A 25,638-nucleotide genomic window follows, 5' to 3' on the forward strand; every position below is an offset into this window, starting at 1 on the left:
TGACAGGCGCGCTGGTTAGCATGGATGGGTTGACGTCACCCGGACGTCATCCGGACGGACGGGACAGAGCCATCACCATGAGTGAACCCGGCGCGCTGCGCACGCGACTCGACCGGCTCGTCCGCGAGGTCGCCAAGTTCGGGGTGGTCGGCGGTCTCGGCGTCCTGGTCAACCTCGGCGTCTTCAATCTGGTCCGCGGCACGACCGACATTCCGATGGTGCGGGCGAGCCTGATCGCCACCGTCGTCGCCATCGTCTTCAACTACGTGGGGTTCCGCTACTTCACGTACCGCGACCGGGACAAGTCGGGGCGGACGAAGGAGATGACGCTGTTCCTGCTGTTCAGCGTCGTCGGCATGGTCATCGAGAACGGCGTGCTCTACGCGGCGACGTACGGCTTCGGCTGGGACGGCCCGCTGGCCAGCAACTTCTTCAAGTTCTTCGGGATCGGCATCGCGACGCTGTTCCGCTTCTGGTCGTACCGCACCTGGGTGTTCCGCGCGCTGCCCGCGAAGGAGGCGGTGCAGGCCGCCGAGTCCTTCCTGGAACAGCCCCCGCGGCAGGCGACCCGCCGCCAGCCCGACCGCGTCTGACCAGGCCTGTCGGACCGGGCGCGCTTTTCACCGTACGGGCGGGTTCTCACCGTACGGGCGGCTTTCTCACCGTACGGGGCGGTCCCGTGGCTCGTCCGAGACGCTGCGGACCTCACGGCTGAGGAAGAGCGCGAAGACCGGCGGCTGCTGCTGAAGGAGTTCGAGCCTGCCGCCGTCCGCCTCCGCCAGGTCGCGGGCGACCGCGAGGCCGATGCCCGTGGAGCTGCGGCCGCTGACGGCCCGCTCGAAGATCCGCGCGCCGAGATCGGCCGGGACGCCCGGTCCCTCGTCGGTGACCTCGATCACCGACTGGTTGCCGATGACCCGGGTCCTGAGGGCGACCGTGCCGCCGCCGTGCATGAGCGAGTTCTCGATCAGGGCCGCGAGGACCTGGGCGACCGCGCCCGGCGTGCCGACGGCCCGCATCCCCTGCTTGCCCGAGTGGACGATGGCCCGCCCCGCGCTGCGGTAGGCCGGCCGCCACTCCTCGATCTGCTGCTTGACGACCTCGTCCAGGTCGAAGGCGATGGCGGAGCCGGAGCGCGGGTCCCTGGAGTTGGTCAGGAGCCGCTGCACGACGTCGGTGAGCCGCTCGACCTGGGTGAGCGCGATGTGCGCCTCCTCCTTGACCGTGTGCAGGTCGTCGGCGAGGGCCACCTCCTCCAGGCGCATGGAGAGCGCGGTGAGGGGCGTGCGCAGCTGGTGCGAGGCGTCGGCGGCGAGCCTGCGCTCGGCGGTGAGCATCCGGGCGATGCGCTCGGCGGAGGCGTCGAGGACGTCCGCGACCCGGTCGAGCTCGGGCACCCCGTACCGCTTGTGCCGGGGCCGCGGATCGCCGGAGCCGAGGCGCTCGGCGGTCTCCGCGAGGTCGGTGAGCGGGGAGGTCAGCTTGTTCGCCTGGCGTACGGCGAGGAGGACGGCGGCGATGACGGCGAGCAGGGCCACCGCGCCGATGATCAGGAGCGTGCGGCCGACCTCGTCGGTGACGGTGGAGCGGGACTCCTCGACGGTGACGGTCTCGCCGCGCTCGCCCTCGGCGAAGCCGCGGATGACGTCCCCTTCGGGGCGGGTGCCGATCTCGATGGTGTCGCGGCCGGGGATGAGGATCTGGGCGTACCGCTTGGCGCCGCTCTGCTCGGCGAGGATGTCCGGATTGACCGGCTCGCCGCCGATGAGCCGGCTGTCGACGATGGAGGCGAGCCGCACCGCCTCGGTGTCCACCCGCTCCTGGGCGGTGCTGGTGATCGTGCGGGTCTCGACGATGACGAGGGAGACCCCGAACACCGAGATGACGACGAGCACCACGGCGAGCGTGGAGTTGATCAGTCGGCGGCGCATGGTGCTCTCCGGGAGACGGGGTGGCTCAGCTCTTCTCGAAGCGGAAACCGACTCCGCGCACGGTGGCGATGTAGCGCGGGTTCGCCGCGTCGTCGCCGAGCTTCTTGCGCAGCCAGGAGATGTGCATGTCGAGGGTCTTGGTGGAGGACCACCAGGTGGTGTCCCAGACCTCGCGCATCAGCTGGTCACGGGTGACGACCCGGCCGGCGTCCCTGACCAGGACCCGGAGCAGGTCGAACTCCTTCGCGGTGAGCTGGAGCTCCTCCTCGCCCATCCAGGCGCGGTGCGACTCGACGTCGATCCGCACGCCGTGGGTCGCGGGGGCGACGGCGGGCTCGGTGGAGCCGCGCCGGAGCAGGGCCCGGACGCGGGCGAGGAGTTCGGCGAGCCGGAAGGGCTTGGTGACGTAGTCGTCGGCGCCCGCGTCGAGTCCGACGACGGTGTCGACCTCGTCGGCCCGTGCGGTGAGCACCAGGATCGGGACCGCGTGCCCCTCGGCGCGCAGCCGCCGTGCGACCTCGAGGCCGTCCATGCCGGGCAGGCCGAGGTCGAGCACGACCAGGTCCACTCCGCCCTGGAGTCCGGCGTCGAGGGCGGTGGGACCGTCCTCGCGGACCTCGACCTCGTACCCCTCTCTCCGCAGGGCGCGGGCCAGCGGTTCCGAGATGGAGGCGTCGTCCTCGGCGAGCAGTACACGGGTCATGGGGTGATGGTAGTCCGCGGGGGTACCGGGGCGGGTCATGATCCCCAGGAACGGATGGCCCCTGGGTATCGGGTGACCATCCTTCACATGACCTTCGAATACCCTTCCCTGGTTGCACTTCCGCCTGTGATCCATCTCTCAAGTCCTTCCATATCCGGCACTGTCGTGTCGTATGGTGGCGAGACGTCTGTAGCGGTAATCGGGGACCTTTGGCCAGCTTCGTGCGCCGAGGTCCTCTTTCTGCGTGAGGTCGGCTCCGCCGATCCTCGAAGACGGCGAATGACCTGTGGGCCGGGTCCCGGGGCGCGATGGACGCGTCTCCCGGGGCGTGGATCCCGGCGGAGCCCCCACGGGCTCCCGCCGGTGCCGGCCTCCCCCACCGGGCGCACCACGCTCACAAGGCGCGCGTCCCGACAGAGCAAGGATCGACATGGCGTCCAGCCTGACGAAGGACTCGGCCGACACCCTCGGCTACGAGAAGACCTTCCTCGGCCACCCCCGCGGCCTGGCCACTCTCTTCATGACCGAGATGTGGGAGCGTTTCTCCTACTACGGCATGAGGGCCCTTCTCGTTCTGTACCTGGTCTCCGGCGGCGTGGACGCCGCCACGGGCAGCCAGGGCGGCGGCCTCGCGATGACCGCGGCGACGGCGACGGCGATCTACTCCGTCTACGTCTCGATGGTCTACCTCATGGCCATGCCCGGCGGCTGGTTCGGCGACCGCGTCTGGGGCGCCCGCAAGACCGTCACGATCGCGGCCTCCGTGATCATGCTCGGCCACGTCTCGCTGGCCCTCCCGGGCCAGGCGATGTTCTTCGTCGGTCTCGCGCTCGTCGCGGTCGGCTCCGGTCTGCTGAAGGCCAACATCTCGACGATGGTCGGCCACCTCTACAAGAACGCGGACGACCCGCGCCGTGACGGTGGCTTCACGATCTTCTACATCGGCATCAACCTGGGCGCGTTCCTCGCTCCCCTGGTGATCGGCACCGTCGGCGAGAAGGTCAACTGGCACCTGGGCTTCGCCCTCGCCGCCGTCGGCATGGGCCTCGGCCTCGCCGTCTTCCTGGCCTTCGGCAAGACGCTGAACCCGAAGAGCAACGAGGTCCCGAACCCGCTGTCCGCCGAGGAGCGCAAGGCCGTCATCACCAAGGCCGCCGTCATCACCGTCGTGATCGCCGCGTTCTACGGTGTCGTCGTCGCCCTGGGCATGTACACCCTCAACTGGGCGATGGTCCCGATCACGCTCGCCGGCCTGATCATCCCGGTCGCCGTCCTGGCCCGCATCAAGCGCGACAAGGACCTGAGCTCCGGCGAGAAGTCCCGTGTGACCGGCTACATCTGGTTCTTCGTCGCCGCCGCCATCTTCTGGATGATCTACGACCAGGGCGGCTCGACGCTGTCCCTGTTCGCCGACGACAAGACCGCCGACACCATCTTCGGCCTGGGCTTCCCCGCCACCTGGTACCAGTCCCTGAACCCGCTGTACGTCATGGCGCTCGCCCCGGTCTTCGCCTGGCTGTGGCTGTGGCTGGCCCGCAAGAACCAGGAGCCGAACACCATCGTGAAGTTCGCGATGGGTCTCGTCCTGGTCGGCGCGTCCTTCTTCGTCTTCATCGTCCCGATGAACATGGCGGGCGACGGCACCAAGGTCTCCCCGATGTGGCTCGTCTCGATCTACATGATCCAGACCATCGGTGAGCTGTGCCTCTCCCCCGTCGGCCTCTCCGTCACCACGAAGATGGCGCCGCAGAAGTACGCCTCCCAGATGATGGGTGTCTGGTTCCTCGCCGTCACCGCCGGTGACTGCACCACGGGTCTGCTCTCCATCGCGGGTGTCGACCTCAACGGCACGGGGATCATCGGCATCCAGGCGGCGCTCGCCGTCGCGGCCGGATTCGCGATCTACATGTACCGCAAGAAGGTCCAGGGCCTGATGGGCAGCGTCCACTGACGCGCCCGCGCCCACGGAGGCCGCCGCACCGGGTTCGGTGCGGCGGCCTCCGTCGTTCCCTCACCTCCTGAGCCGCGCCCAGGGAGTGAAGGTGAACACCGCGCCGCCGAGCAGGATCACCGTGCCCGCGACCAGGGCGAGGGCGCGCAGGGCGCCGTCGCTCTCGGCGCCGGTCTCGGCGAGGTTCCCGCCGTCGGAGCCGGAGCCGCCGGAGGCCGATCCGGAGCCCGAGCCCGAGCCGGAGCCCGAGCCGGTGGTGCTCGTGCCGCCGTCGGAGCCGCCCGAGGCGCCGCCCGCCTGCTTGCTCGTGTCCAGCTCCAGGGAGGCCTGGACCGAGCCCTTGACCGCGCAGGGGATCACGATCGGGCTGCCGCCGAGCGAGACGCTGATGGTGAGCGCGCCCGGACTGAGCGTGGAACGGCCCGTCGCCCCCGGTGTGTACGTGCCCTTCATGTCGGACAGGTCGACCGGCTTGCCCGCCTCCAGCGGGGCCGCGTTGGCGGGTCCCGTGACCTTCACCGTCCCGCTGTCGGCACCGCCGACCTTCACGGCCATGGACGGTTTCAGGGCGCCGGCCGGGAGGGCCGCCGGGCTGTTCATGACGCCCTTGGCGGTCTTGACCGTGAGGTCGTAGGCGTTGCCGTTCTTCCTGGCGTCGATCGTCACCTTGGAGGCGATCGAGGCGGGCCCGGGGGGCTGGCAGGAGAACTGCACGGAGACCTGCTTGCCGGGGAAGTCGGTCTGGCCGCCGCCCCCGCCGGAGCTTCCGGAGCCTCCGCCGGAGGTGGTCGTACCGCCCGAGGTGGTCGTCGTACCGCCGGACGCGGCGCCGCCCGAGGTGGTGGTCGTACCGCCCGAGGACGTCGTCGTGCCACCCGCCGTCGTCGTGCCGTTCGTGCTCCCGCCGGTCGTCGTCTCCCCTCCGCCCGCCGTCACCTTGATCGTCGCGGCGACCGGGACCGGCTCCTTCGGCGCGCACTTCGTGTCCGTCGACAGCGGCTTCGACACGTTGATCGTGTACTTGTCCGGCGTCAGCGTGATCTCGCCCGCCTTCTCCAGCTTCAGCTTTCCCTTCATCTCGGGCAGCACCATGGGGCTGTTCTTGGGGATCGGCGGGTTCTTCCGCGGTCCCTCCATCGCCACCGTGCCGCTCGCCGCGCCGCCCACGGTGACGACGCCGGTCGGTTTGACCGTGTCCTCGCCGAGGTCGAGCACGTCGGGGTTCTTCGAGGCGGCCTGGACCGTCTTCCAGACGATCTCGACCTCGTCGCCGACCTTGGCCTCCGCCGGCGCCGTGATCAGCACCTTCGTCGTGCCCTGCACGGGCGGAAGCCCGGAGATGGACGGCGGGATGCACTCCGTCCTGTACGAGACCTCGGCGGCCTGTGCGGGTCCGGCGGAAATCAGGATCCCCGCGCCGCCGAGCATCAGCGCGACTCCGGCCGCGCTCATCCTCCGTTGCGTACTCACGCATGTCCCTTCGTCGTCGGGCTGCTCTCCGGTGCTGACGGTGCGGAGTCAGGACTGAACCACGGCAGGGCCGCGGTCGGTTCGTCGTCCCCCGGGGCCCGCCGGGCGGGGACGGGGGTACGTGTACGGGGCCGCCGGCGGCGCGGGGGCCCTGCCCCGGCAGGGCTCGCGGCCGGACGGACGCGGTCCACCACGGCCATCCCGATCCGGAACAGGGCCGCCGGTACGACGAGGGCAAGCAGCAGCCAGAAGAGCGTCACACCCCAGGGCCTGCCGACCCCCCACGGCTGCTCGGCGAGGACCTTGCCCGCGTACCGCACGGAGACCTGGTAGTCGCCGTGCGCGCCCGCCGCGAGCTCCACGGGGAGCCGGACGACGGCCTTCCCGCCGGGTGCCAAGGTGCCGCGCCACTGGCGTTCCTCGTACTGCGGCGCGAAGACGCCGTGGCCGGTGCCGACCTGGAAGACCGGGTCCTTGACGGCGGCGGAGCCCAGATTGCCGACGGTGAGGACGATCTCTCGGCGCGGGGGCGCCCCGAACCAGGTGAGGAGGCCGCTGGAGCCGTCGAGGCGTACGGCGGCGAGGACGGCGAGCCGCCCGTCGCCCGAGGGCTCGGGGAGCGGGGCCGTGGGGTGCCCGGCGACGGTGAACTCCCGGTCCACGGCGTCCTGCTGTCCTGTGACCCCGGCCACGTGCACGACGCAGGGGCAGGGCTTGGGCGGCTCGGCGACGGGGAGTCTCGCACTGAAGGCGCCCCGGGCGTCGACGGTGGCGGCCCTGCCCTCGGTGTTGGCGCAGGAGTTGGTGCCGCCGATGACGCCGGTGCCGGGGGCGGCCTGGCCGCAGATCAGGAGCATGAGCAGCGCGCCCGGTTTCCAGCCGCTGCCGCTGACGGTGATCTCGCCGCCCTTGCCGCCCTCCGCCCGGGAGAGTTCGACGGCGGGGCCGGGCGCCGCGTGCGCCGGGGCGGCGGGCAGCAGGGCGAGGGCGAGGGCCGCCAGGAGCGCCGTGGCCGTACGTGTCCCTCTCATGGGGTCGCTCCCGCCGATGCTCGTGGGGTACGGGACCTTCCGCGCCGCCGTAACGCGTGTCCGCCGGCGGCCGCGGCCGCGAGGAGCAGGCCGGCCGCGCCGGTGAGCGCCGGGCCCGGGGCGAAGGAGGCCTCGGCGCGGGCGGTGGCCGGGGTGGCGCCCTGGGCGGTGGCGGTCAGGCGGACGGTGACGGAGTCGAGCGCGGGCGGGTCGGGCCAGGGTTCGGTGCGGGTGGTCCGCTCGCCGGGGCGGAGCGTGAGCGGCAGGGGGCGGCCGGGCCGGTCGAGGACGGTGCCGAGGACGCCTTCGGCGTGGACCGCGAGGTGCGGGGCGAGGACGGTGCTGCCGCGGTTGACCAGGGTGTAGCGGAGGGTGCCGGTCGCGGTGTCGACGTGGACGTCCTCGACGGTGAGGGCGGCGAGCCGGGGGCCGCTGACCCGTAGCCGCAGGTCGACGCGTATCTCCCGGTCCGCCACCGACGCCCGTACGGCGCCCCGGTGTTCGCCTGGCGGGATGTCCGCGGTGACGGTCACGGCGAACGGCACGTCCGCCCTGGTCCTCGCGGGCACGGTCACGTTCCGGGCGGCGAAGGCCACGGGCGCGCCCTGGCCGCTGAGCCGTACGGTGAGTGGCCGGGCGCCCGGGTTGGTCACCGACAGGGTGTCCTGGAGGACGCTCCCGGCGGGGCCCTCCAGATAGACGTACGGCCGCCCGGCGGCGGGAGTCGCCGTCCAGGCGGGGGCGGTCGACGTCCGGGTCGGGGTGGTGGGAGCCGACGCCCGGGCCCGGGTGTCGGCGGGCGCCGCCGCGACCGCGCCGAGGAGGGCTGCCACGGCGGCCACGAGCCCGGTGCGTGCCGCTGACCGGCGTCCTGGGCGTGCCGCACGCCCGCCGGTGTGTGCCGCCGTCCGGGGGCCCGGGCGTGCCGTGCGCCCGCCGGGGCGCGCCGCCGTCCGCATCAGCGTGCCGTGCGCCGGGTGAGCCAGAGGACTCCGGCGGCGCCGGTCAGCAGGACGGTGCCGCCGAGGGTGCCGAGGGCCATGGCGGAGTCGAGCGGGCCGGTCCTGGGCAGTTCTGCGCCCGTGTCCTCCGGATCGTCGGCGGGCGCTGGAGTGTCGGAGCCGCCGGATACGCCGCTGACCTGGAGTTCGAGCGACGGCGCGGGGCTGTTCTTCGGGGTGCAGACGGCCGCGTCCATGCCGAGGGCGTGGACGGTGAGCCTGCCGGCCGTGAAGGTGATCTTCCCGTTCTTCTTCGGGGTGTACGTGCCCGTCAGCGTGCCGATCCTGATGGGCGTGTCGGGCGGGACGGCGACCGTGTTCGGCGTTCCCTTGACCTGGACGGTGCCTTCGGCGTCGCCGCCGAGGACGAGTTCGGCGCGCGGGGTCATGACGCCCTTGGGGAGTTCGACCGGGCTGTCGGAGACGCCCTTCTCGAACGACATGGTGATCGTGTAGGCACTGCCGTTCCTGACGGCCTTGATGTCGACGGGCGAGACGGCGCTCTTGGGGCCGATCTTCGTCTCGCAGGCGTAGGCGACGTCGACGACGACCGCCTGGGCGGCCGGGGCGCCGGCCAGCACGGCCGTACCCGCCACCGCGACCGCGGCCGTGAGCGCGGCGGCCGTTCTCCTCCGGTTCGGCTCCTTGGACACCCCGAACACCCCTCACCGCAAGGTAACTGACGGTCTTTCAGATTGGGCGTCAAGGTACGCCTGAGGCCTTGCGGAGGGAAGGCAGGGGAACGGGTGGGATTGTGAAGGTCCCAGGGGGGCGCCTCCGGGGGTGCCCTAGACCGGTGAGGCGAGTTCGGCCCAGACCGTCTTGCCGGGGGCGCCCGGCGTGCGCTCGATGCCCCAGTCGAGGCAGAGGCGCTGCACGATGAACATCCCGTGGCCGCCGGGCCGGCCGGAGCGGTGCGGGGTGCGGGGCGCGGGCTGGCCGGCGCCCCGGTCGGTGACTTCGAGGCGCAGGACCTTGGCGAGGCGCAGGACGCGGAGGCGCTCGGGGCCCTCGGCGTGCAGGCAGGCGTTCGTGACGAGTTCGGAGACGACGAGGAGGACGTCCTCGGCGGCGGCTCTGCGGTCGGCGGTGGCGGCCGGCAGCCAGCCCCATTCCTGGAGCGCGGTCCGTGTGAAGTCACGGGCGAGCGGCACGGTGCCGCTGGTCTCGCCGAGGGCGAGCGTACGGACGTCGGAAGCTTGGTCCATCAGCGCTTCACCTCACCGATCGACGGGACAGAGGGGCAGGACGTACGGGGCGCCCCGGGCGGAGCGGTGGCACGCGGGCCGGGACCCGGCGGGCGGGGGCCCGGCCGGGGAGGCCGAGGCTCAGCCGGAGGAGCCGGGGCTCGACCGGAGGGCCGTGGTTCAGCCGGAGAGCCGGGGCTCAGCCGGGCAGGGCTGTGGCGAGTGTCTCGTGCACGGTGAAGACGGCTTCCGCGCCCGTGATCTGGAACACCCGGGCGACCGCGGGACGCATCGCCACGAGATGGACCCCGCCGCCGGCGGCGTCCGCCCTCAGTCTGGCCCCGAGCAGGACGTTGAGTCCGGTCGAATCGCAGAACTCGAGGCCCGAGCAGTCGACGACAAGCCGTGAGCGGCCGGCGTCGAGCGCGTCGTCCAGGGGGGAACGCAGCAGTTCGGCGGTGTGGTGATCGAGCTCACCCACCGGCGCGAGGATCGCGCTGGCCCCCACGGTCCGCACCTCGACCCGCAGCCGCGCGGGCGGTGCGCTGCCGATGTTCTCGCGGTCCATGGCCGTGCCTCTTCTCGCTCTCGCGGATGCCGACTGACGTGCCTCGAACCCTACAAGCGGGGCGGCCCTCCATGCACATGAGGTCCCCCCTATAACCGGACAAAACGGATTGTCGACACTTGCGACCTTGCGCGTCCACCAGGTAGGGCTAGTAGAGAACACCCGACACGACCGGCTTCGGAGGCGCCGCAAACCGCAGCAGAAGAACCACGAAGGAGACCCATGTCACCCCGGCTCGACGCCCCGCGTACCCCCGACGCGCCGTCGGCAGCAGTCACCCTCGACCGCCCCACGGACAGTTCCCCCCACGATTCCGCGGACCGTTCCGTCCGGCTCCCCGACGAGCTCGCGGACCGGCTCGCCGACGGGCCCCTCGACCGGATCGCACCGGTCGACGCGCGCGCCCTGTCGAAGCAGCTCTTCGCCCGGCTCGCCGAGCTCGAAGAGGGCACCCACGACCACGCGTACGTCCGCAACACCCTCGTCGAACTCAACCTCGCCCTCGTCCGGTTCGCCGCCGCCCGTTTCGGCACCCGCAGCGAGCCGATGGAGGACATCGTCCAGGTCGGCACCATCGGCCTCATCAAGGCGATCGACCGCTTCGAGCTCACCCGCGGCGTCGAGTTCCCCACCTTCGCCATGCCGACGATCATCGGCGAGATCAAGCGCTTCTTCCGCGACACCTCCTGGTCCGTGCACGTGCCGCGCAGGCTCCAGGAGCTGCGGCTCGACCTCGCCAGGGCCGGTGACGCGCTCTCCCAGCGCCTCGACCGCGCCCCGACCGTCGCCGAACTCGCGACGGAGCTCGGGATCTCCCCCGAGGAGGTCGTCGAGGGCATGGCCGCGAGCAACGCCTACACCGCGACCTCGCTCGACGCGCAGCCCGACGAGGAGGACGGCGCCGGAGGCGAGGCCACGCTCGCCGACCGGCTCGGCTACGAGGACCACGGCCTCACCGGGATCGAGTACATCGCCTCCCTGAAGCCGATGATCGCCTCGCTGCCCGCCCGCGAGCGGCAGATCCTCTCCCTCCGCTTCGTCTCCGGCATGACCCAGTCGGAGATCGGCACGGAGCTCGGCATCTCACAGATGCACGTGTCCCGGCTGCTCGCCCGCACCCTCGGCCGGCTCCGCCGCGGACTCACCCTGGAGGAGTGACCTCGCCCGGAGGGAACGACCCGCCGTGGGGGAACGATCCCACTGTGCGGGAATGACCTCCGTCGCCTCCCCCGAGCCGCCAAGATGGCTTCGGAAAGGGCCCGTTCACGGTCTTCGGACCCGGGACGGGCCCTTCCGCGTGACCGGAGGGGCCTTGTTGACGCGCCGTCCGGATTGGGCCACATTGAGCCCGGGGTTCAGGGGGGAATCACATGGTTTCTGCGTACGCGGACATGGAAGAGCGCATGCGCGGCAGGCTCGGGGGCAGAGAGTGCCTCTACGTGCCGTCGTGCCGCTTCGGTCTCTATCTCGCACTGCGCCACTGGTGCGGGCCCGGCGGCCGGGTGCTGATGTCGCCGGTCAACGACGACGTCATCCTCTTCGTCGTCCTGGCCGCCGGGCTCCGCCCCGTACAGGCTCCGCTCGACCCCCGCGACGGGTCGATCGACACGGCCGCCGTGCCCGAGGCCGTCTGGCGCGGCCTCTCCGCCGTCCTCACCACCAATCTGTACGGGAACCCCGACCCGGCACCCGAGCTGCGGGACCACTGCGACCGGCTCGGCATCCCGCTGATCGAGGACGCGGCGCACGCGATCGGCTCGACCGTCGGCGGACGGCCCGTCGGCACGTACGGCGAGGCCTCCGTCTTCAGCCTGTCGAAGCACACCGCCGCCAAGGCCGGCGGCTTCCTCACCGTCGCCGACCCGGCGCTGCGCGGCGAACTCGCCGCCGCCCGCGACGCGTTGCTGCACCCGGCCCGCACCACCGCCGAACTCGCCTATCTGCTCCGGCCGTACGCCGAGGCCACCCTGCGCAGCCTTCGCCTGACCGGCGCCGCGCGCGCGGCCGTCCGGCGGCTCGGTCTCGAGGAGCGCGAGGAGATCCGGATGCCGCTCCGCGCCGACGCGCTGCGGCAGGCCCTCCCGGCCGCGCCCGCGCTCGAACCCTTCCACTCCTGGGTCCGCGTCGACATGCACGACTACCGGCTCCGGCCCGGCACCGGCAGGCTCCGCCGCGCCTCCCGCAGGCTCGACCGGCTCGACGGCGTCCTCGCCGCCCACCAGGACGGCACAGGACGCCTCCTGGGGAGCGAGTACGGCACGCCCGGCGACGCGGGGAAGCCGGCGCAGCCGCTGTTCCGGGTGCCGCTGCTCGTCGACGACAGGGACGCGGCGATCGACGCCCTCGCCCGGCACCGGATCACCACCGGCTACATCTACGACCCACCCCTCGACAGCTACGCGGGCGAGGCGTTCACCGACCCCTCCCCCGCGCCCGGGCCGGCCGCCTGGTTCGCCCGGCACGCCCTGCCGGTGGACCCGCGCCGCGCGGACGAGGTCCTGCGCGTCCTGCGTGCGGCGGCCATCCGCCCGGCCCACCTGTCGGCGGCGCCCGGCGGCGCGCGGTGACCGAGACCGTACGACTGCGGGACACCGAACGTCCCGCGGCCGAGGAGCCCGGGGGCGCCGCGCCGGAGCCCCCCGCCGACCAGGACGGCGCGGGCGACGGCTCCGGAGAGAGCTCCCTCTTCCGGAACGCGTACGCGCTGATGCTCTCCACCGGCGTCTCCGCCGCCCTCGGGCTCGGCTTCTGGCTCGTCGCCGCCCGCTACTACACGGAGGAGGCCGTCGGACAGGGCTCCGCCGCCATCGCCGCCCAGCGGATGCTCGCCTCCCTCACCGCGACGACGCTCACCGGCGCGGTCGTCCGGTACGTGCCCCGGGCCGGGCGCGCCACCGGGCCGCTCGTGCTGCGCCTGTACCTCTTCAGCACCCTCGTCGTCGGTGTCGCCTGCGGGGTCTTCCTGCTCACCCTGGACTGGTGGGGACCCTCGTACGCCCCTCTCGGCACCCTGTCCGCGGGGATCTTCTTCACCGCCGCCAGCATCGGATGGGCCCTGCTCACGCTCCAGGACGCGGTCCTCACCGGGCTGAGACGGGCCATCTGGGTCCCCGTCGGCAACGCCGTCTTCTCGCTCGGCAAGCTCGTGCTGCTCGTCGTCCTCGCCGTCGCCCTGCCGGTGCTCGGCGTCTTCGTCTCCTGGGCGGCGGCGATCGCCCTCTCCGTGGTGCCGGTCGGCTGGCTCGTCTTCCGGCGCCTCATCCCCCGGCAGGCGCGCGCCGACCGGGACCGCGAGCCGCCCACGATGCGGGAGATCGGCCGGTTCCTCGCCGGGGACTCGGTCGGTTCGGTCTTCAGCCTCCTGATGATCAGCCTGCTGCCGATGATGGTCGCCGTCCGCTTCGACGCCGCACACAACGCGTTCTTCTACACGGCGTACACCGTCGGCGGCACGATGGAGTTCATGGCCATCAACATGGCCTCGTCGCTCACCGCGCACGCCTCGCACAGCCCCGACTCCCTCGCCGAGGGGGTCAGGGGCGCGCTGCGCCGCATGGTGCTGCTGCTCGTCCCGGTCGTCCTCTTCCTCGTCGTACTCGCCCCGCTGCTCCTGGCGCCCTTCGGCGGGGACTACGCCGACAACGGCACGACGGTGCTGCGACTGCTCGCCGCCGCGGCGCTGCCCCGGGTGGCCGTCGAGCTGTACATCGGGGTGCTGCGCGTCCAGGGCCGTACGGGCATGCTCGCCGCCCTCCAGGGCGCGATGTGCGTCCTGGTGCTCGGCAGCGCGGCCTTCCTCCTGGGGCCGTTCGGCATCGCCGGGGCCGGATACGCCGTCCTGGGCGGGATGACTGTGACGGCGATCGCGTGCATGCCGGGCCTGCGGGCCACGCTCAAGGGACGGGCGGCGCCCGAGGGCCCGAAGACCGAGGCGCGGGTGAGGGAGCGCGCGGAGGACGACTACGGCACGAGCTGGGCGCGGGAGAGCGCGTATCTGCGCGGGGCGCACGACTCGGTGACGCCGGCGTTCGGCATCCCGGTGTACGTACCGCGGCAGCGCGCGGAGGAGGCACAGGGCAGCGTGGGGGAACGGGGCGGCGCGGGCACCGCTCGCGCCCCGCAAGGCGCCGCCTCCGGCACGGACCCGGCAGGGGCCACGCCCCGCCGTGGCCGGGCCGGGCTGAGGCCGCTCCTCCGCCTCGGCCCGGCCGTGACCTGGCTGTGGCTGCTCCTCGGCCTGGCCGCCGGGCTCTTCTGGTTCCCGCTCGCCGGCGCCGGCGCGCTCGACGTGGAGCGGCTCTCCGGGACCGGTCTCCTGACCGCGCTCCCACCCGTCACCCTCGCCGCCGGGCTGCTGTTCGTCGCCCTCCAGGGCGCCGCCGTCGGGCTCCGCGTCTTCCGGCCCGCGTACGCCGGAGCGGTCCTGCTCGCCACCTTCCTCGCCCTGCACACCGCGCCGCCCCTGCTCGGCCTGCGTCCGGCCGAGGCGGGTGGCCCCGGCGCCGCGCTCCTGGGCGAGGGGGCGGGGCGGACCGTCGCCCCGATCGTGCTCCAGGCGCTGTGCCTGCTGATCACGGCCGTGCTGCTGCGGGTGGTCGGGGTGGGCGCGCGGGTCACGGCCGGGGTGGTGTGGGTGCTGGTCTGGGCGGGCTGGGCGGGACAGCAGGCCTTCGCCGCCGCCCCGCTCCCGCTCTTCCTCGGCCTGGCCGGCGGCACGATGGCGGTGTGCGCCTTCCGGGGGCTGACGTCGGGCAGACGCTGACCGAAGGGGCCGCCCGGCATGTCAGTTCCCGGGCACGTCCTGGTGGAAGTACGGGTCCTGGCCCGCGATCCGGTAGCCCTCCAGGCCGGGACCGGAGTCGACCGTCAGGTCGCAGCCGGGTCCGGGTACGGCACGGTTCCAGTGGACGTACGCCTTCACCTCCGGCAGCGTCGGCGCGACCTCAGGGATGGCGGTGTACCAGTCGCGCTGCCGCTCGGGCCGCTTCGGGTCGGGGGCGGTGGAGAACTCGGAGAGCATGACGGGCTTGTCGGCGGAGACGTTCTTCCGGAGCCAGTCGTAGCTGGGGCGCTGGCTCCTGTCGAAGTCCAGCCAGTTCGGCGACTTGTGGCAGAGGTAGTAGTTGTACTGGTCCATGCCGATCCAGTCGACGTAGTCGTCGCCGGGGTAGAGCTGCTTCATCAGGGTGGCGTTGCCGAGGTAGCCGGAGACGGTCCACACCCACACCACGTTGGTGACGCCCAGCTTCTCGAAGCGGTCACGGACGTGGCGGTAGGCGGCGACGTACTCCTGCGGGGTCCCGGCACCCTGCTCGATGCGGAAGTCGGCCTCCTGGTCGAAGGAGAAGAAGACCCGCTTGCCGTACTCCTTGAGGCGGAGGGCCTGCGGGTCGATGACGGAGCTGTCGTACGCCCCCGAGGCGATGTTCTTCCACCCGAGCTGTTTCTCGGTCCAGTTGGCGTGGTGCTTCTCGGTCCACACCGTGGACTCCCAGGCCAGCATGAGGAGCCGTTCGCGGCCGAGTTCCCGCTCGTCGGGGGTGAGCAGTTCGCCGTCGGCCTTGCTCCCCGACATGTCGTGGTACGTGTAGACGAGGTCGAGCTTGCGGCCGATCTTCTTCTCGAAGGCGTACACCGGCCGGGTGAGCGAGCTGTTCTCGTCGTGCGGGATGTACGCGCCCCACCAGGCCCCGCACGGTGCGACGAGCGAGGTGTCGGGGGTGCAGCGGTCGTCGTCCTCCGTGAGGGTCGACCAGACCCCTATGCCCGCGGTCAGCGCGCCGACGGCGGCCAGCGCGACGGCGATCCGGTTCCAGGGACCGCCCTGGGAGTGCCGCCCGGTCATCGCCCCCCACCGGGCCTTCGTTTACGGAACCGGGGGAACCCTCGCGAGCCGTCGGCCCTGGCGCCGTCCCGCTCGACGGCGCCGCGCGTGGCGGCCGGCAGCGGTACACCGGGCAGAGTGGCGGCGACGCTCACGAAGAGGGCGAGGACGACGAGGAAGACCGTCAGGGAGAAGGACTTCGTCAGGAACAGGGCGGTCGCGGCGAGGGTGGCCACGGAGAGGCTGACGGGTGCGGCGAGCGCCAGGGCCTCCAGGCGGGCGCCGGGCCGCAGCCCGAGGGGCTGCGGGAGCATCAGGGCGAGGCCCGGCGCGAGGACGACGAAGGCGAGGACGGGGATCCAGCGCAGCGGGGAGCCGCCGGGGAACGCGGTCGCGGCGAGGGCGACCCATCCGGAGGCCGCGAGGGCGGCTCTGCGCTGGACGCGCGGGGTCAGACGTGGGTGGGCCAAGGCGTATCTGCTCCTCGTGCGTGTGGTCTGCGGTGGGACGTGCCGGGAGGGGTGTTCAGCCGCCGGTCGTGGGGCGGTAGCGGAGGACGAGCCCGTACCGGTTCTCCTCCACGACCCCGAACAGCGGGGAGCTCTTGAGGGCCTCGCGGAGGGTGTCGAAGCCCCCTTCGGGGAGGTAGCCCTCGCCGATGACGGCCTCGCCCTGGGTGGGGGTGAGGATCACGTAGGCCGGGCGGCCCTCGGGGATGCCGCCGGCGAGGTAGCCTGCCGGGTCCTTCAGCATGCGGAGGTTCTCGTCGACCTCCTGCTCGGTGAAGAACCAGCGCTCGTAGTGGTCGTAGCGGTAGTAGGAGTCGGCGAAGGCGCCGGTCGCGGCGAGGATCAGTGCTCCCTCGGGCGCCCGGTCGAAGGCGCGGCGGGTGAGGGCGGTCTCGCCCGGCGGCGCGTAGTGCATGCCTTCCTTGCCGTAGTACGAGGGCAGGAAGCCGGCGAGCAGGGCGACGAGGGTGACGGGCAGGGCGACGGCGGCCGTGCGGCGGGCGATCACGGCGGCGCGGCTCGCGGCCCCGGCGGCGGGGACGAGCGCGGCGGCGGCGAAGAAAGCGGCGCCGGGCAGCCCGAAGAGGTAGACGCGGAAGATCATCTCGCCGCCGTAGTCGTTGACGGCGAACATCGGGAGGGGTGCGGCGGCGGCGAGCACCAGCGGCAGGGCGCTGCGGGCCAGTTTGCGGCGGAGCAGCACGGCCGCGGCGGCGAGCCCGGCAAGGCCGAGGACCATCAGGACGTTGGCGTTGCCGACCAGTTCCGGGCCGGGGCCCGTGGGGTCGCCGGCGAAGCCCGGGCGGGAGTTGCCGAGGAGGTCGCCGGCCTTCTCGCGCAGGGTGCCGAGGGTGTCGAGGAAGAGTTCCCGGCCCATGGTCAGGTTCCAGGCCAGCATGATCAGGCCGGCGGTGGCGAGGAGCCCGAGGTTGCGGTAGCGGCGGGTGAGGCAGAGGGCGAAGAGACTCGCGCACAGCATCACGGGCGTGAGCTGGTGCGAGGCGTTGATGGTGGCGATGATCGGGACGAGGAAGAGGACGGCGACCGCCCGCTGCCGGGCGGTCGTGGGCGGCGGTACGGACGCGGCGGCCGGGTCGAGCGCGGAGCGGTCACGGAGCGCGCCCGCCGAACCGGGCAGGACGAAGTGCCGGACGACGACGGCGAAGACGGTGAGGTAGAGCAGGTACGAGAAGCCCTGCGGGGAGAGGTAGTCCTGGCCGACCCAGTTCGCCAGCTGGAAGATCCACACCCCGGTCCACACGAGCCGCCAGTCGTCGCTGAACGTGCGGTAGACGAGGATGAGGACGGGCACGGTGAGCAGGCCGAGCGCCACCGGGGCCCAGTTGATGAACGAGGCGGCGGCATCGACGCCGAAGGCGCGGACGAGCGCGGCGTCGAGGGAGAAGAAGCCGGGCCACTGGTCGTAGGCCGACATGCCGCCGGAGAGTTCGCGCCCGGGATGGACGGTGCCCTCCGTGAGGAGCCTGCTGATGATCGCGTCGTGCTTGGACGCCCAGGCGTAGCGGACGGTGTCGTAGAGGATCGCGGGCGGCGCCTTGAGGGCGACGAGCATCGCCGCGCAGTAAGTGGCGGGCCAGAGGGGCGCGGTGCCGGCACGCCGCAGGGTGATGACGAACCCGCAGGTCAGGACGGCGAGGGCGGCGTAGAAGCCGAGGGGGAAGCGGTCGAGGAGGCCGAACTCCTCGATGCTCCGGAAGTCGATGCGAGGCAGTGCCCACAGCCAGAGCGCGGCGGCGAGGACGAGGAGGGCCAGGTTGAGGGCGGCCGGGGAGCGGAGCGCGGCGGCAGGGCCGGTCCGGCGGCGGGGGACCGGGGTTTCGCCGACGGCCTGCTCCCCGGCTTCGCGCTCCATGGCCTCCCGGCCCTGCGCGGAGGGCTGCGACGGCACGCCGTCGCTCCCGGTCACCGGTGTTGATGGCACATGGTGCTGCACGACGGCTCTCCCCCCACGCTCCCCTTGGCGAAACAAAGGAACGTACTTCGGTTATGTACGCACATTCAACTCCCTTCCCCGATGAGAGAGTTGCTGATCTTGATCCGCTTTTGCGGCTCAGCCGGCGAACTCGGGCCCCTTCATCAGAGCGCGCGTCCGCCGGTACATCCGCCACCCGACCGTGGGCAGCGAATCCCGGTACGGGGCGGTCTTCGCGCCCCGGCCCTCCATCCACCGCTCCACGTCGGCCGTGGTGTGGGTGCGGCGCACGATGAGCCGGGCGATGCGGTAGATCTCGTCGCGCCGGGAGCTCAGGGCGTGCCGGACGGCGGCGGCCGAGGTGTAGCCGGCGGCCGCGGCGGCCCGGCGTACGGCGGGGCTGTTGTAGCCGTGCGGATAGGCCAGGTGCCGTACCCCGTGGCCGAGGACGTCCTCCAGGACCGCCTTCGGTTCGCGCAGTTCGCGGCGGAGGGCGGCCGGGGCCAGGGTGTCGAGCTGCGCGTGGGTGGCGGTGTGGGCGCCGACCTCCATGCCGTACTCCTCCAGGCGCGGTGTCTGCGCGAGGGTCATCATCGGCGCGGGCGGCAGCAGGCAGGGCCGGCCGCGGGTGATGGCCCCGGTGGTGAGGTACGCGGTGGCCGGCAGGCCCCGGGCGGCGAGCGCCTCGGCCGTCGGCCCCGCCAGGTCGGCGAAGCCGTCGTCGAAGGTGATGACGGCGGGCCGGTCCGGCAGCGGGGCCCCGGAGGCGAGGTGCGCGGCGAGGGTGCCGACGGTGACCGGGGTGCGGCCGCTGGCGACGATCGCGTCCAGCTGCGAGGCGAACTGCCGTGGTGTGACAGTGAATTCGGCGATCCAGTCCGGGGGGTCGTCCATCACGGCGTGGTAGAGGAGGACGGGGACGCGGGCGGGGAGGGGGACGCCGCTCATCGGGGGTTCCTCCCGTGCCGTCGTGCCGTGACGCGGGCTTTCGCGTATCCGAGGGGGCCGTAGAGCATGCCGCGTCGCTCCAGTCGGGAGAGGCTTCGGGGCCAGGGGTGGTGGTGGGTGCCGTGCTCGCCGGGGACGCCGCCGGGGGCCGTCTCCCCGCGCTGGGCGGTCATCGCCCGGGCGTACGCGAGGCCGCGCGGCAGCCGGGTGAGCAGCGCGGGCAGCAGACGGGGGCTGCGGACGAGGGTCGCGGTGAGGTACGCGGTGAGCCCGGCGCCGTAGCCGTACGCCTGGTTCCGCAGGTCCTGCCAGGTGTCGCGGTGGTGGTGCCAGACGAGGGCCTCGGCGGTGTAGCGGAGCCGGAAGCCCGCGGAGAGGACGGCGACGAAGGCGTACAGGTCGTCGCCGCCCTTCGCCGCCGTCCCGGTGCCGGTCGCCGGGTCGAAACCGCCGGCCTGCCGGAGGGCTTCCGTCCGGAAGGCCATGTTGGCGCCGGAGCCGAAACTGCCCGCCGTGAACGGGAAGAGGGGTTCGTCGGCGGGCGGGTCCGCCGGGTCGTACAGGCGGGGTGCGAAACCCTTGGCGAAGCCGCCGTGCGATTCGAGGAGGACCTGGGCGGGGGTGGCGAGCCGGGCGGGCAGGATCAGACCGGTGACGCACCCGAGGCCCGGATCGGCGGCGAACGGCCCGGTGAGCGCGGTCAGCCAGTGCGGGTCGGCGATGACGTCGTCGTCGGTGAAGGCGAGGACGGGACCGTCGGCGGCGGCGAGGCCGGCGTTGTGGGCGACGGCGAGCCCCGGGGTGTCCTCGCGGACGTACCGGACGCGGTCGGCGTACTTCCCCGTGACCAGGCCGTACGTGTCCGTGGTCCGGGGCGCGTTGTCGACGACGACGATCTCGAAGTCCGGGTGATCCTGGACGACGAGCGAGTCGAGGGCGCGGGCGAGCTGCTCGGGGCGCTCGCGGGTGGCGACGACGACGGAGGCCCGGGGCGGGGGGCCGGCGGGCACCGGCTCCGACCGGGCGGCAAGGCGCTCGGCGTCGGCGCGCGGCCCGGCGGCCGCGAGCCGCTCGCGGGCGAGCGCGCCGAGCACCTCGGCGGGGTCCTCGCCCTCCGCGGCGGTCCCGATGACGGTGGCGGCGGGCCGCCCCCGGAGCCGTACGAGCGCGTACACGTCACCGGCCACGAGCGGCGGCCCGCCGGGCGCGGGCCGGAGCGACAGGACGTTCCCGTCGGGCGCGTCGAGATCGAGCTCGGCGACGGAGATCGAACGCGGGGGCGGGGGCGGGGCGGGTCGGCTGCTCAACGGGGTCCCTCGGGGGAGTACGGCGACGGGGTACGGACGACGGCCACTGGAGCAACTGCCGTGGTGGGCGCGGGGATTACGGGTACGGAGGAAACCCGCCGGAACAGCGGCCACGGCACACGCCGGGACGACGGGGACGGACGACCCCGGCTAACGGTTGCCCCGCAGCCTGGCGACCCCGTTGAGAGCGGATCTCGCCCGGGCCGCGAGGGCGGGCCGGTTGCGGACGAAGCTGTGGGCACGCCGTGCGGGCTCGCGCCCCAGCCAGTGCAGGGCGGCCCGGGCGCCGGGGACGAAGACGGCCCCCTCGGTCACCGTCAGCTCCCCGGTCTTCAGCGCGTCCTTGTACTCGGCGTCGCCGCGCCCCAGGTCGAGCATCCCGATCCCGGCGGCGGCCGCCGCCTCGGCCATCCGGAGATGGAGGACGAGGCCGGGCGAGTACTTCGCGAACTCGGGGTCGTACGAAGGGAACCAGCAGGACAGCACGGTCGCGGACCGCAGCCCGAAGTGCGCGGCGATCGGCCGCTCCCCCACGTACAGCACGGACAGGACGCCGGAGCAGCCGGGCGCGCGCCGCTCGTGGAGACGCCGGACGAGGGTGGTGATCCACTCCTGGGCGAAGCGGTCACCGCGCCCGGTCCTGCGGTACTGGGCGGACTTCCACTCCATGAGGGTGCGCAGCGCCGCCGGGTCGCGCTCGTCGAAGACGAAGCGGACCTCGCCGTCGGCCTGGCGGCCGAGCTTGCGCTCCTTGGCGAGGGTGGACTTGAGGAACTTGGGCGACTGGACGCGCAGCAGCGCCTCGTAGGCCGCGTATCCCTCGCCGACGTCGATCACGGGCGAGGCGAAGGACTCGGACGCGGCGCCCTCGAAGACGGGCTGGCCGTCCTCCAGGTTGTCGAACTCCCACATGGCGATCCCGCAGGCGCGGAGCACCGCGCGCGCCCCCGGCCGCAGCCCGGGACGGAGAACAGCGCCCTGGCTGTCGGAGACGCCGAAGCCGATGGCGCGCCCGAGCCCCAACGGCCCTTTCTCGAAGGGAAAGAACCCGACGGGCTCGCCCCCTTCCTCCCACACGGCGACCCGCGAACGGGGCCGCACCTCGGCGACCGCCTGCGTGAACTCCGGCTCCATGAAGGGGTTCGCGGGAGCACCGGCCTTGGCCCGCAGCTCCCGCCATGCCTCGATCTCGCGCTCGCTCAGCTCCCCCGGCCGCACGATCCGCACACGAAAAGCACTCACCTTGCCGACCCCCCGGTCCACCCCTGAGTACTGCCAGGACAGGACGGTACCGGTCCGGAACCCTGCGAGACAGGGATACTCGGTCTTTCCGTGACCAACCCGTGAAGGTGGGACACGGCGGGGGCAAACCGGAACGGGGGACGCCGACGGGTTCGGCGCCTGGCCGGGCTACCAGCTTCTCCGCGCTCGGGAGGTCGGGCCGTGCGGTCAGGCCACCTTGATGCCCGCGCGCCAGACCTCCGTCACCAGCGGCACCCCCGGACGGTAGGCCAGGTGGACGTGGGACGGGGCGTCCAGGACGGTGAGGTCGGCGCGGGTGCCGGGGGTGAGGCGGCCCACGTCCGTGCGGCGGAGGGCCGCCGCGCCGCCGGCCGTGGCGGACCAGAGCGCTTCGTCGGGGGTCATGCCCATGTCCCGTACGGCGAGCGCGATGCAGAACGGGACGGAGGACGTGAAGGACGAGCCCGGGTTGCAGTCCGTGGAGAGCGCCACCGTCACGCCCGCGTCGAGGAGGCGGCGGGCGTTCGGCCATTCCGCCCGGGTGGAGAACTCCGCGCCCGGGAGGAGGGTCGCCACCGTCGACGAGTTCGCCAGCGCGTCCACGTCCTCGTCCGTCAGGTGGGTGCAGTGGTCCGCGCTCGCCGCGTCGAGCTCCACCGCCAGCTGGACACCCGGGCCGTACGTCAGCTGGTTGGCGTGCACCCGGGGGTGGAGGCCCTTCGCCTTGCCGGCGGTGAGGATCGCGCGGGCCTGGTCGCCGTCGAAGGCGCCCTTCTCGCAGAAGACGTCGATCCAGCGGGCGTACGGGGCGCAGGCGTCCAGCATCTCGCCCGTCACGAGGTCCACGTACGCCGCCGGGTCGTCCGCGTAGTCCGGGGAGACGATGTGCGCGCCGAGGTACGTCACCTCGTCGGTGTGCTCGGCGGCGATGCGGAGGGCGCGGGCCTCGTCCTCGACCGTCAGGCCGTAGCCGGACTTCGTCTCGAAGGTGGTCGTGCCCTGGCGGAGGGCCTCGCGCAGGTAGCGGGCGACGTTCGCCGACAGGGCCTCGTCGCTCGCCGCGCGCGTCGCCGCGACCGTGGTGCGGATGCCGCCCGCCTTGTACGCCGCGCCCGACATCCGCGCGTTGAACTCGGCCGTGCGGTCGCCCGCGAAGACGAGGTGGGAGTGGGAGTCGACGAAGCCGGGGACGACAGCGCGGCCGGCGGCGTCGACGGAGCGGTCCGCCGCGGGGGCCTGGGCGGCCGGGCCCGCCCAGGCCACGTGGTCGCCGTCGAGGATCAGCGCCGCGTCCTTGATCAGGCCGAGCGGGCCCTCGCCGAGGGCGGGGTCGTTCGTGACGAGGGTGGCGATGTTCGTGATGAGCGTCGTCGTCATGGTGCTCTCCGGTGGGGGCGGGCGTTCGGGTGCGGGCCGGTGGTCGGCTGTGCCCACCCGTTCCGCCCTGGGGGCACCGCCCGGACGAAGTCTGGGGGAGGAACAGATGCCCACAGCTCGCCTTCAGGCTCTGAGCGTGGCGATCGAGTCGGCGAGGGCCCGGCCGACGTCCGGTACGGACTGGTGGACCCCGTCCCGTACGACATGACGGCCGCCCACGATCGTGTGCCGGACGTCCGCGGCCGACGCTGCGAATACCGCCGTCTCGGCTGCCAGACGCGGTGCCGGTCCCGCTGTCCTGACGGAGTCGAGCGCGATCGTGGTGAAGTCGGCGAGCGCGCCCTGCTCCAGGACTCCCGCCTCCTGCCAGCCGAGGGCCGCGTGGCCGTCCGCCGTCGCCGCCCGGAGGAGGGCCGCCGCCGTCCAGTGGCCTCGGGTGCGGGTGCGCAGGCGCTCGTTCAGTTCCATGGCCCGCGCCTCCTCCAGGAGGTCGATCACCGCGTGGCTGTCGCTGCCGAGGGAGAGCGGGGAGCCGGCGCGCTGGAGGGCCACGGCCGGGCCGATGCCGTCCGCGAGGTCGCGTTCGGTGGTGGGGCACATGCAGGTGCCCGTCGACGTCGAACCGATCAGGCCTACGTCGGTCCGCGTCATGTGGGTGTTGTGGACGCCCGTGGTCCGGGGGCCGAGGACGCCGTGCTCGGCGAGGAGCTGGGTGGGAGTCATGCCGTGGGCGGCCTGGCAGGCGTCGTTCTCCGCGGTCTGCTCCGACAGGTGGACGTGGAGGGGAGCCCGCCGGTCCTGGGCCCACCGGGCGACCGTGGCCAGCTGGTCCGCCGGGACCGCCCGTACGGAGTGGATCGCCGCCCCGATCCGTACGCCGTCCCCCTCCTTCAGGGCCGAGACCCGCTCCGCCCAGGCGTCCGCCGTGCCGTCGGTGAAGCGGAGCTGGTGGGGCTCGGGCGCGGCGCCGAAGCCGGAGGAGAGGTACGCGGTGTCGAGGAGGGTGATGCGGATGCCCGCTTCGGCGGCGGCCGCGATCAGGGCCTCGCCCATGGCGTTGGGGTCGGCGTACGGGGTGCCGCCGGGCCCGTGGTGGAGGTAGTGGAACTCGCCGACGGAGGTGATGCCCGCGAGGGCCATCTCCGCGTACACGGCGCGGGCCAGGGCGAAGTAGCTGTCGGGGGTGAGCCGCTGGGCGACGGCGTACATGACCTCGCGCCAGGTCCAGAAGGTGCCGGAGCCGACCTGGACGGTACCGCGCAGGGCGCGGTGGAAGGCGTGCGAGTGGGCGTTGGCGAGGCCGGGGATCGTGAGGCCGCGGAGGACGACGGCGCCCGGGGGCGGGGCGTCCACCCCCGTGCGTACGGCGGCGATCCTGCCGTCGGCGTCGACCTCCAGGGCCACGCCCGGCTCGACGTTCGTGTCGAGCCAGGCGTGTTCCAGCCAGTACGTCGTCAGCGGCACGCCAGCTCCTCCAGTACGTCGGCGAGTGCGAGGACTCCGGCCGCGCAGTCGTCCTCGGCCGCGAATTCGGCCGGGGAGTGGGAGACCCCGGTGGGGTTCCGCACGAACAGCATGGCGGTCGGGATCGATTCGGACAGGATGCCCGCGTCGTGTCCCGCGCCGGTGCCGAGGACCGGGACCTTCCCGGTGGTGCCGAGGATGCGGGAGAGCTCGTCGCGCAGGGCGTGCGAGAACTCCACGACCGGTGTGAAGGACTCCCGGACGACCGTGAGGTCGATGCCGTGGCGGTCGGCGTATGCCCTCGCCTCCGCCTCCACGCCCGCGACGACCTTGTCCAGGGACCCCTGGTCGGCGGCGCGGGCGTCGAGCCAGCCGCGGACCAGGGACGGGATGGCGTTGACGCCGTTGGGCTCGACCGCGATCTTGCCGAAGGTGGCGACGGCGCCCGCGAGTTCGGCCTCGCGGCGGGCGGCGAGCACCGTCTCCGCGTAGGTGAGCATCGGGTCGCGGCGGTCGACGAGCCGGGTGGTGCCGGCGTGGTTGGCCTCGCCGGCGAAGTCGTACCGCCAGCGGCCGTGCGGCCAGATGGAGGAGGCGATGCCGACGGGGTCCCCGGACAGGTCGAGGGCGCGGCCCTGCTCGACGTGGAGCTCGACGAACGCGCCGATGCGGGCGAGCCGCTCCGGGTCCGGGCCGATCCCCGAGGGGTCGTACCCGGCGGCCTCCATGGCCTGCGGGAGGCTGATCCCGTCCGCGTCGCGGAGCTCGTACGCCTGCTCCTTCGTCAGCCGGCCGGCGGTGAGGCGGGAGCCGACGCAGGCGAGGCCGAAGCGGGCGCCTTCCTCGTCACCGAAGTTGGTGATGGCGAGGGGGCGCTTGAACTGGACGCCCCGGGCGCGGAGTTCGTCGAGCGCGGCGAAGGCGGAGACGACGCCGAGGGGGCCGTCGAAGGCGCCGCCGTCGGGGACGGAGTCCAGGTGCGAGCCGGTGACGACGGCGTCGCCGGCCGTCGGGTCGCCGAGCCAGGCCCACTGGTTGCCGTTGCGGTCGGTCTCGACGTCCAGGCGGCGGGCCTCGGCCTGCATCCGGAACCAGAGCCGGCAGTCGGCGTCGGCCCCGGTCCAGGCGTAGCGCCGGTATCCGCCGGAGGCGGCGCTGCGGCCGATGGGCCGCAGCGACCGCCACATGGCGT

General features: G+C 73.1%; 22 protein-coding genes. 5 read left to right on the forward strand and 17 right to left on the reverse strand.

Annotation, left to right across the window (positions count from 1 at the left end; translation table 11 throughout):
• The first annotated feature begins 77 nt into the window (after nucleotides 1–77).
• Entirely contained in the window at nucleotides 78–593 is a 516-nt protein-coding gene (locus ACZ4VK_RS24035) for a GtrA family protein (protein ID WP_468355444.1), read from the forward strand.
• A 66-nt stretch (nucleotides 594–659) separates the two neighbouring features.
• Here ACZ4VK_RS24035 and ACZ4VK_RS24040 read toward each other — a convergent pair whose 3' ends face one another.
• Together ACZ4VK_RS24040 and ACZ4VK_RS24045 are read right to left on the reverse strand one after the other, a co-directional pair.
• Nucleotides 660–1,931 carry an ATP-binding protein gene (locus ACZ4VK_RS24040; RefSeq protein ID WP_468355447.1) on the reverse strand — a complete coding sequence of 424 codons (1,272 nt, stop codon included), beginning with the start codon at nucleotides 1,929–1,931 and terminating at the stop codon, nucleotides 660–662.
• A 25-nt stretch (nucleotides 1,932–1,956) separates the two neighbouring features.
• Nucleotides 1,957–2,634: a response regulator transcription factor gene (locus ACZ4VK_RS24045; protein WP_468355450.1), complete on the reverse strand. Its 678-nt coding sequence runs from the start codon at nucleotides 2,632–2,634 to the stop codon at nucleotides 1,957–1,959.
• 430 nt (nucleotides 2,635–3,064) lie between these two features.
• Between ACZ4VK_RS24045 and ACZ4VK_RS24050 the strand changes: the two genes are divergently transcribed.
• On the forward strand, nucleotides 3,065–4,585 hold the full coding sequence (locus ACZ4VK_RS24050; RefSeq protein ID WP_468355453.1) for a peptide MFS transporter: 1,521 nt from the start codon (nucleotides 3,065–3,067) through the stop codon (nucleotides 4,583–4,585).
• Between the two features lie 60 nt (nucleotides 4,586–4,645).
• Here the strand turns inward: ACZ4VK_RS24050 and ACZ4VK_RS24055 are convergent, their stop codons facing one another.
• From ACZ4VK_RS24055 to ACZ4VK_RS24080, 6 genes are all read right to left on the reverse strand, one after another.
• A complete protein-coding gene (locus ACZ4VK_RS24055) occupies nucleotides 4,646–6,037 on the reverse strand; it encodes a hypothetical protein (protein WP_468355456.1) in 1,392 nt (463 codons plus the stop codon).
• Nucleotides 6,038–6,051: 14 nt separating this feature from the next.
• Nucleotides 6,052–7,086, reverse strand: a complete 1,035-nt coding sequence (locus tag ACZ4VK_RS24060; RefSeq protein WP_468355459.1) for a hypothetical protein — start codon at nucleotides 7,084–7,086, stop codon at nucleotides 6,052–6,054.
• A complete protein-coding gene (locus ACZ4VK_RS24065) occupies nucleotides 7,083–7,928 on the reverse strand; it encodes a hypothetical protein (protein WP_468355462.1) in 846 nt (281 codons plus the stop codon). Before ACZ4VK_RS24065 ends, ACZ4VK_RS24060 begins: the two co-directional genes overlap by 4 nt.
• 116 nt (nucleotides 7,929–8,044) lie before the next feature.
• Complete coding sequence (locus ACZ4VK_RS24070) at nucleotides 8,045–8,740, reverse strand: peptidase (protein ID WP_468355465.1); 696 nt, start codon at nucleotides 8,738–8,740, stop codon at nucleotides 8,045–8,047.
• A 135-nt stretch (nucleotides 8,741–8,875) separates the two neighbouring features.
• A complete protein-coding gene (locus ACZ4VK_RS24075; protein WP_468355468.1) occupies nucleotides 8,876–9,295 on the reverse strand; it encodes an ATP-binding protein in 420 nt (139 codons plus the stop codon).
• 178 nt (nucleotides 9,296–9,473) lie between these two features.
• Complete coding sequence (locus ACZ4VK_RS24080) at nucleotides 9,474–9,842, reverse strand: STAS domain-containing protein (RefSeq protein WP_468355471.1); 369 nt, start codon at nucleotides 9,840–9,842, stop codon at nucleotides 9,474–9,476.
• Nucleotides 9,843–10,064: 222 nt separating this feature from the next.
• Between ACZ4VK_RS24080 and ACZ4VK_RS24085 the strand changes: the two genes are divergently transcribed.
• The 3 genes from ACZ4VK_RS24085 to ACZ4VK_RS24095 all read left to right on the forward strand — a co-directional run bounded on the left by ACZ4VK_RS24085 (nucleotide 10,065) and on the right by ACZ4VK_RS24095 (nucleotide 14,604).
• Nucleotides 10,065–11,000: an RNA polymerase sigma factor SigF gene (locus ACZ4VK_RS24085; protein WP_468355473.1), complete on the forward strand. Its 936-nt coding sequence runs from the start codon at nucleotides 10,065–10,067 to the stop codon at nucleotides 10,998–11,000.
• A gap of 212 nt (nucleotides 11,001–11,212) precedes the next feature.
• Nucleotides 11,213–12,409 (forward strand): DegT/DnrJ/EryC1/StrS family aminotransferase, encoded by a 1,197-nt coding sequence (locus ACZ4VK_RS24090; protein WP_468355476.1) that lies wholly within the window; start codon nucleotides 11,213–11,215, stop codon nucleotides 12,407–12,409.
• On the forward strand, nucleotides 12,406–14,604 hold the full coding sequence (locus ACZ4VK_RS24095; RefSeq protein WP_468355479.1) for a lipopolysaccharide biosynthesis protein: 2,199 nt from the start codon (nucleotides 12,406–12,408) through the stop codon (nucleotides 14,602–14,604). Before ACZ4VK_RS24090 ends, ACZ4VK_RS24095 begins: the two co-directional genes overlap by 4 nt.
• A gap of 21 nt (nucleotides 14,605–14,625) precedes the next feature.
• Here ACZ4VK_RS24095 and ACZ4VK_RS24100 read toward each other — a convergent pair whose 3' ends face one another.
• The 9 genes from ACZ4VK_RS24100 to ACZ4VK_RS24140 form a co-directional block, all read right to left on the reverse strand.
• Complete coding sequence (locus ACZ4VK_RS24100) at nucleotides 14,626–15,687, reverse strand: glycosyl hydrolase (RefSeq protein WP_468355482.1); 1,062 nt, start codon at nucleotides 15,685–15,687, stop codon at nucleotides 14,626–14,628.
• On the reverse strand, nucleotides 15,684–16,136 hold the full coding sequence (locus ACZ4VK_RS24105) for a hypothetical protein (protein ID WP_468355485.1): 453 nt from the start codon (nucleotides 16,134–16,136) through the stop codon (nucleotides 15,684–15,686). Before ACZ4VK_RS24105 ends, ACZ4VK_RS24100 begins: the two co-directional genes overlap by 4 nt.
• A gap of 55 nt (nucleotides 16,137–16,191) precedes the next feature.
• Nucleotides 16,192–18,084 carry a hypothetical protein gene (locus ACZ4VK_RS24110; RefSeq protein ID WP_468355488.1) on the reverse strand — a complete coding sequence of 631 codons (1,893 nt, stop codon included), beginning with the start codon at nucleotides 18,082–18,084 and terminating at the stop codon, nucleotides 16,192–16,194.
• A gap of 162 nt (nucleotides 18,085–18,246) precedes the next feature.
• Nucleotides 18,247–19,056 (reverse strand): polysaccharide deacetylase family protein, encoded by an 810-nt coding sequence (locus ACZ4VK_RS24115; protein WP_468355491.1) that lies wholly within the window; start codon nucleotides 19,054–19,056, stop codon nucleotides 18,247–18,249.
• Nucleotides 19,053–20,324, reverse strand: a complete 1,272-nt coding sequence (locus ACZ4VK_RS24120) for a glycosyltransferase family 2 protein (protein WP_468356339.1) — start codon at nucleotides 20,322–20,324, stop codon at nucleotides 19,053–19,055. Before ACZ4VK_RS24120 ends, ACZ4VK_RS24115 begins: the two co-directional genes overlap by 4 nt.
• Before the next feature lie 189 nt (nucleotides 20,325–20,513).
• Nucleotides 20,514–21,605, reverse strand: coding sequence for a GNAT family N-acetyltransferase (locus ACZ4VK_RS24125; RefSeq protein ID WP_468355494.1), 1,092 nt, complete (start codon nucleotides 21,603–21,605; stop codon nucleotides 20,514–20,516).
• A gap of 207 nt (nucleotides 21,606–21,812) precedes the next feature.
• A complete protein-coding gene (gene hutI, locus ACZ4VK_RS24130) occupies nucleotides 21,813–22,982 on the reverse strand; it encodes an imidazolonepropionase (protein ID WP_468355498.1) in 1,170 nt (389 codons plus the stop codon).
• Nucleotides 22,983–23,105: 123 nt separating this feature from the next.
• Nucleotides 23,106–24,446 (reverse strand): formimidoylglutamate deiminase, encoded by a 1,341-nt coding sequence (locus ACZ4VK_RS24135; RefSeq protein ID WP_468355501.1) that lies wholly within the window; start codon nucleotides 24,444–24,446, stop codon nucleotides 23,106–23,108.
• A complete protein-coding gene (locus ACZ4VK_RS24140) occupies nucleotides 24,437–25,633 on the reverse strand; it encodes an allantoate amidohydrolase (RefSeq protein ID WP_468356342.1) in 1,197 nt (398 codons plus the stop codon). Before ACZ4VK_RS24140 ends, ACZ4VK_RS24135 begins: the two co-directional genes overlap by 10 nt.
• Between the last annotated feature and the right edge of the window lie 5 nt (nucleotides 25,634–25,638).

It is taken from the genome of Streptomyces sp. NPDC028711 (assembly GCF_055565415.1).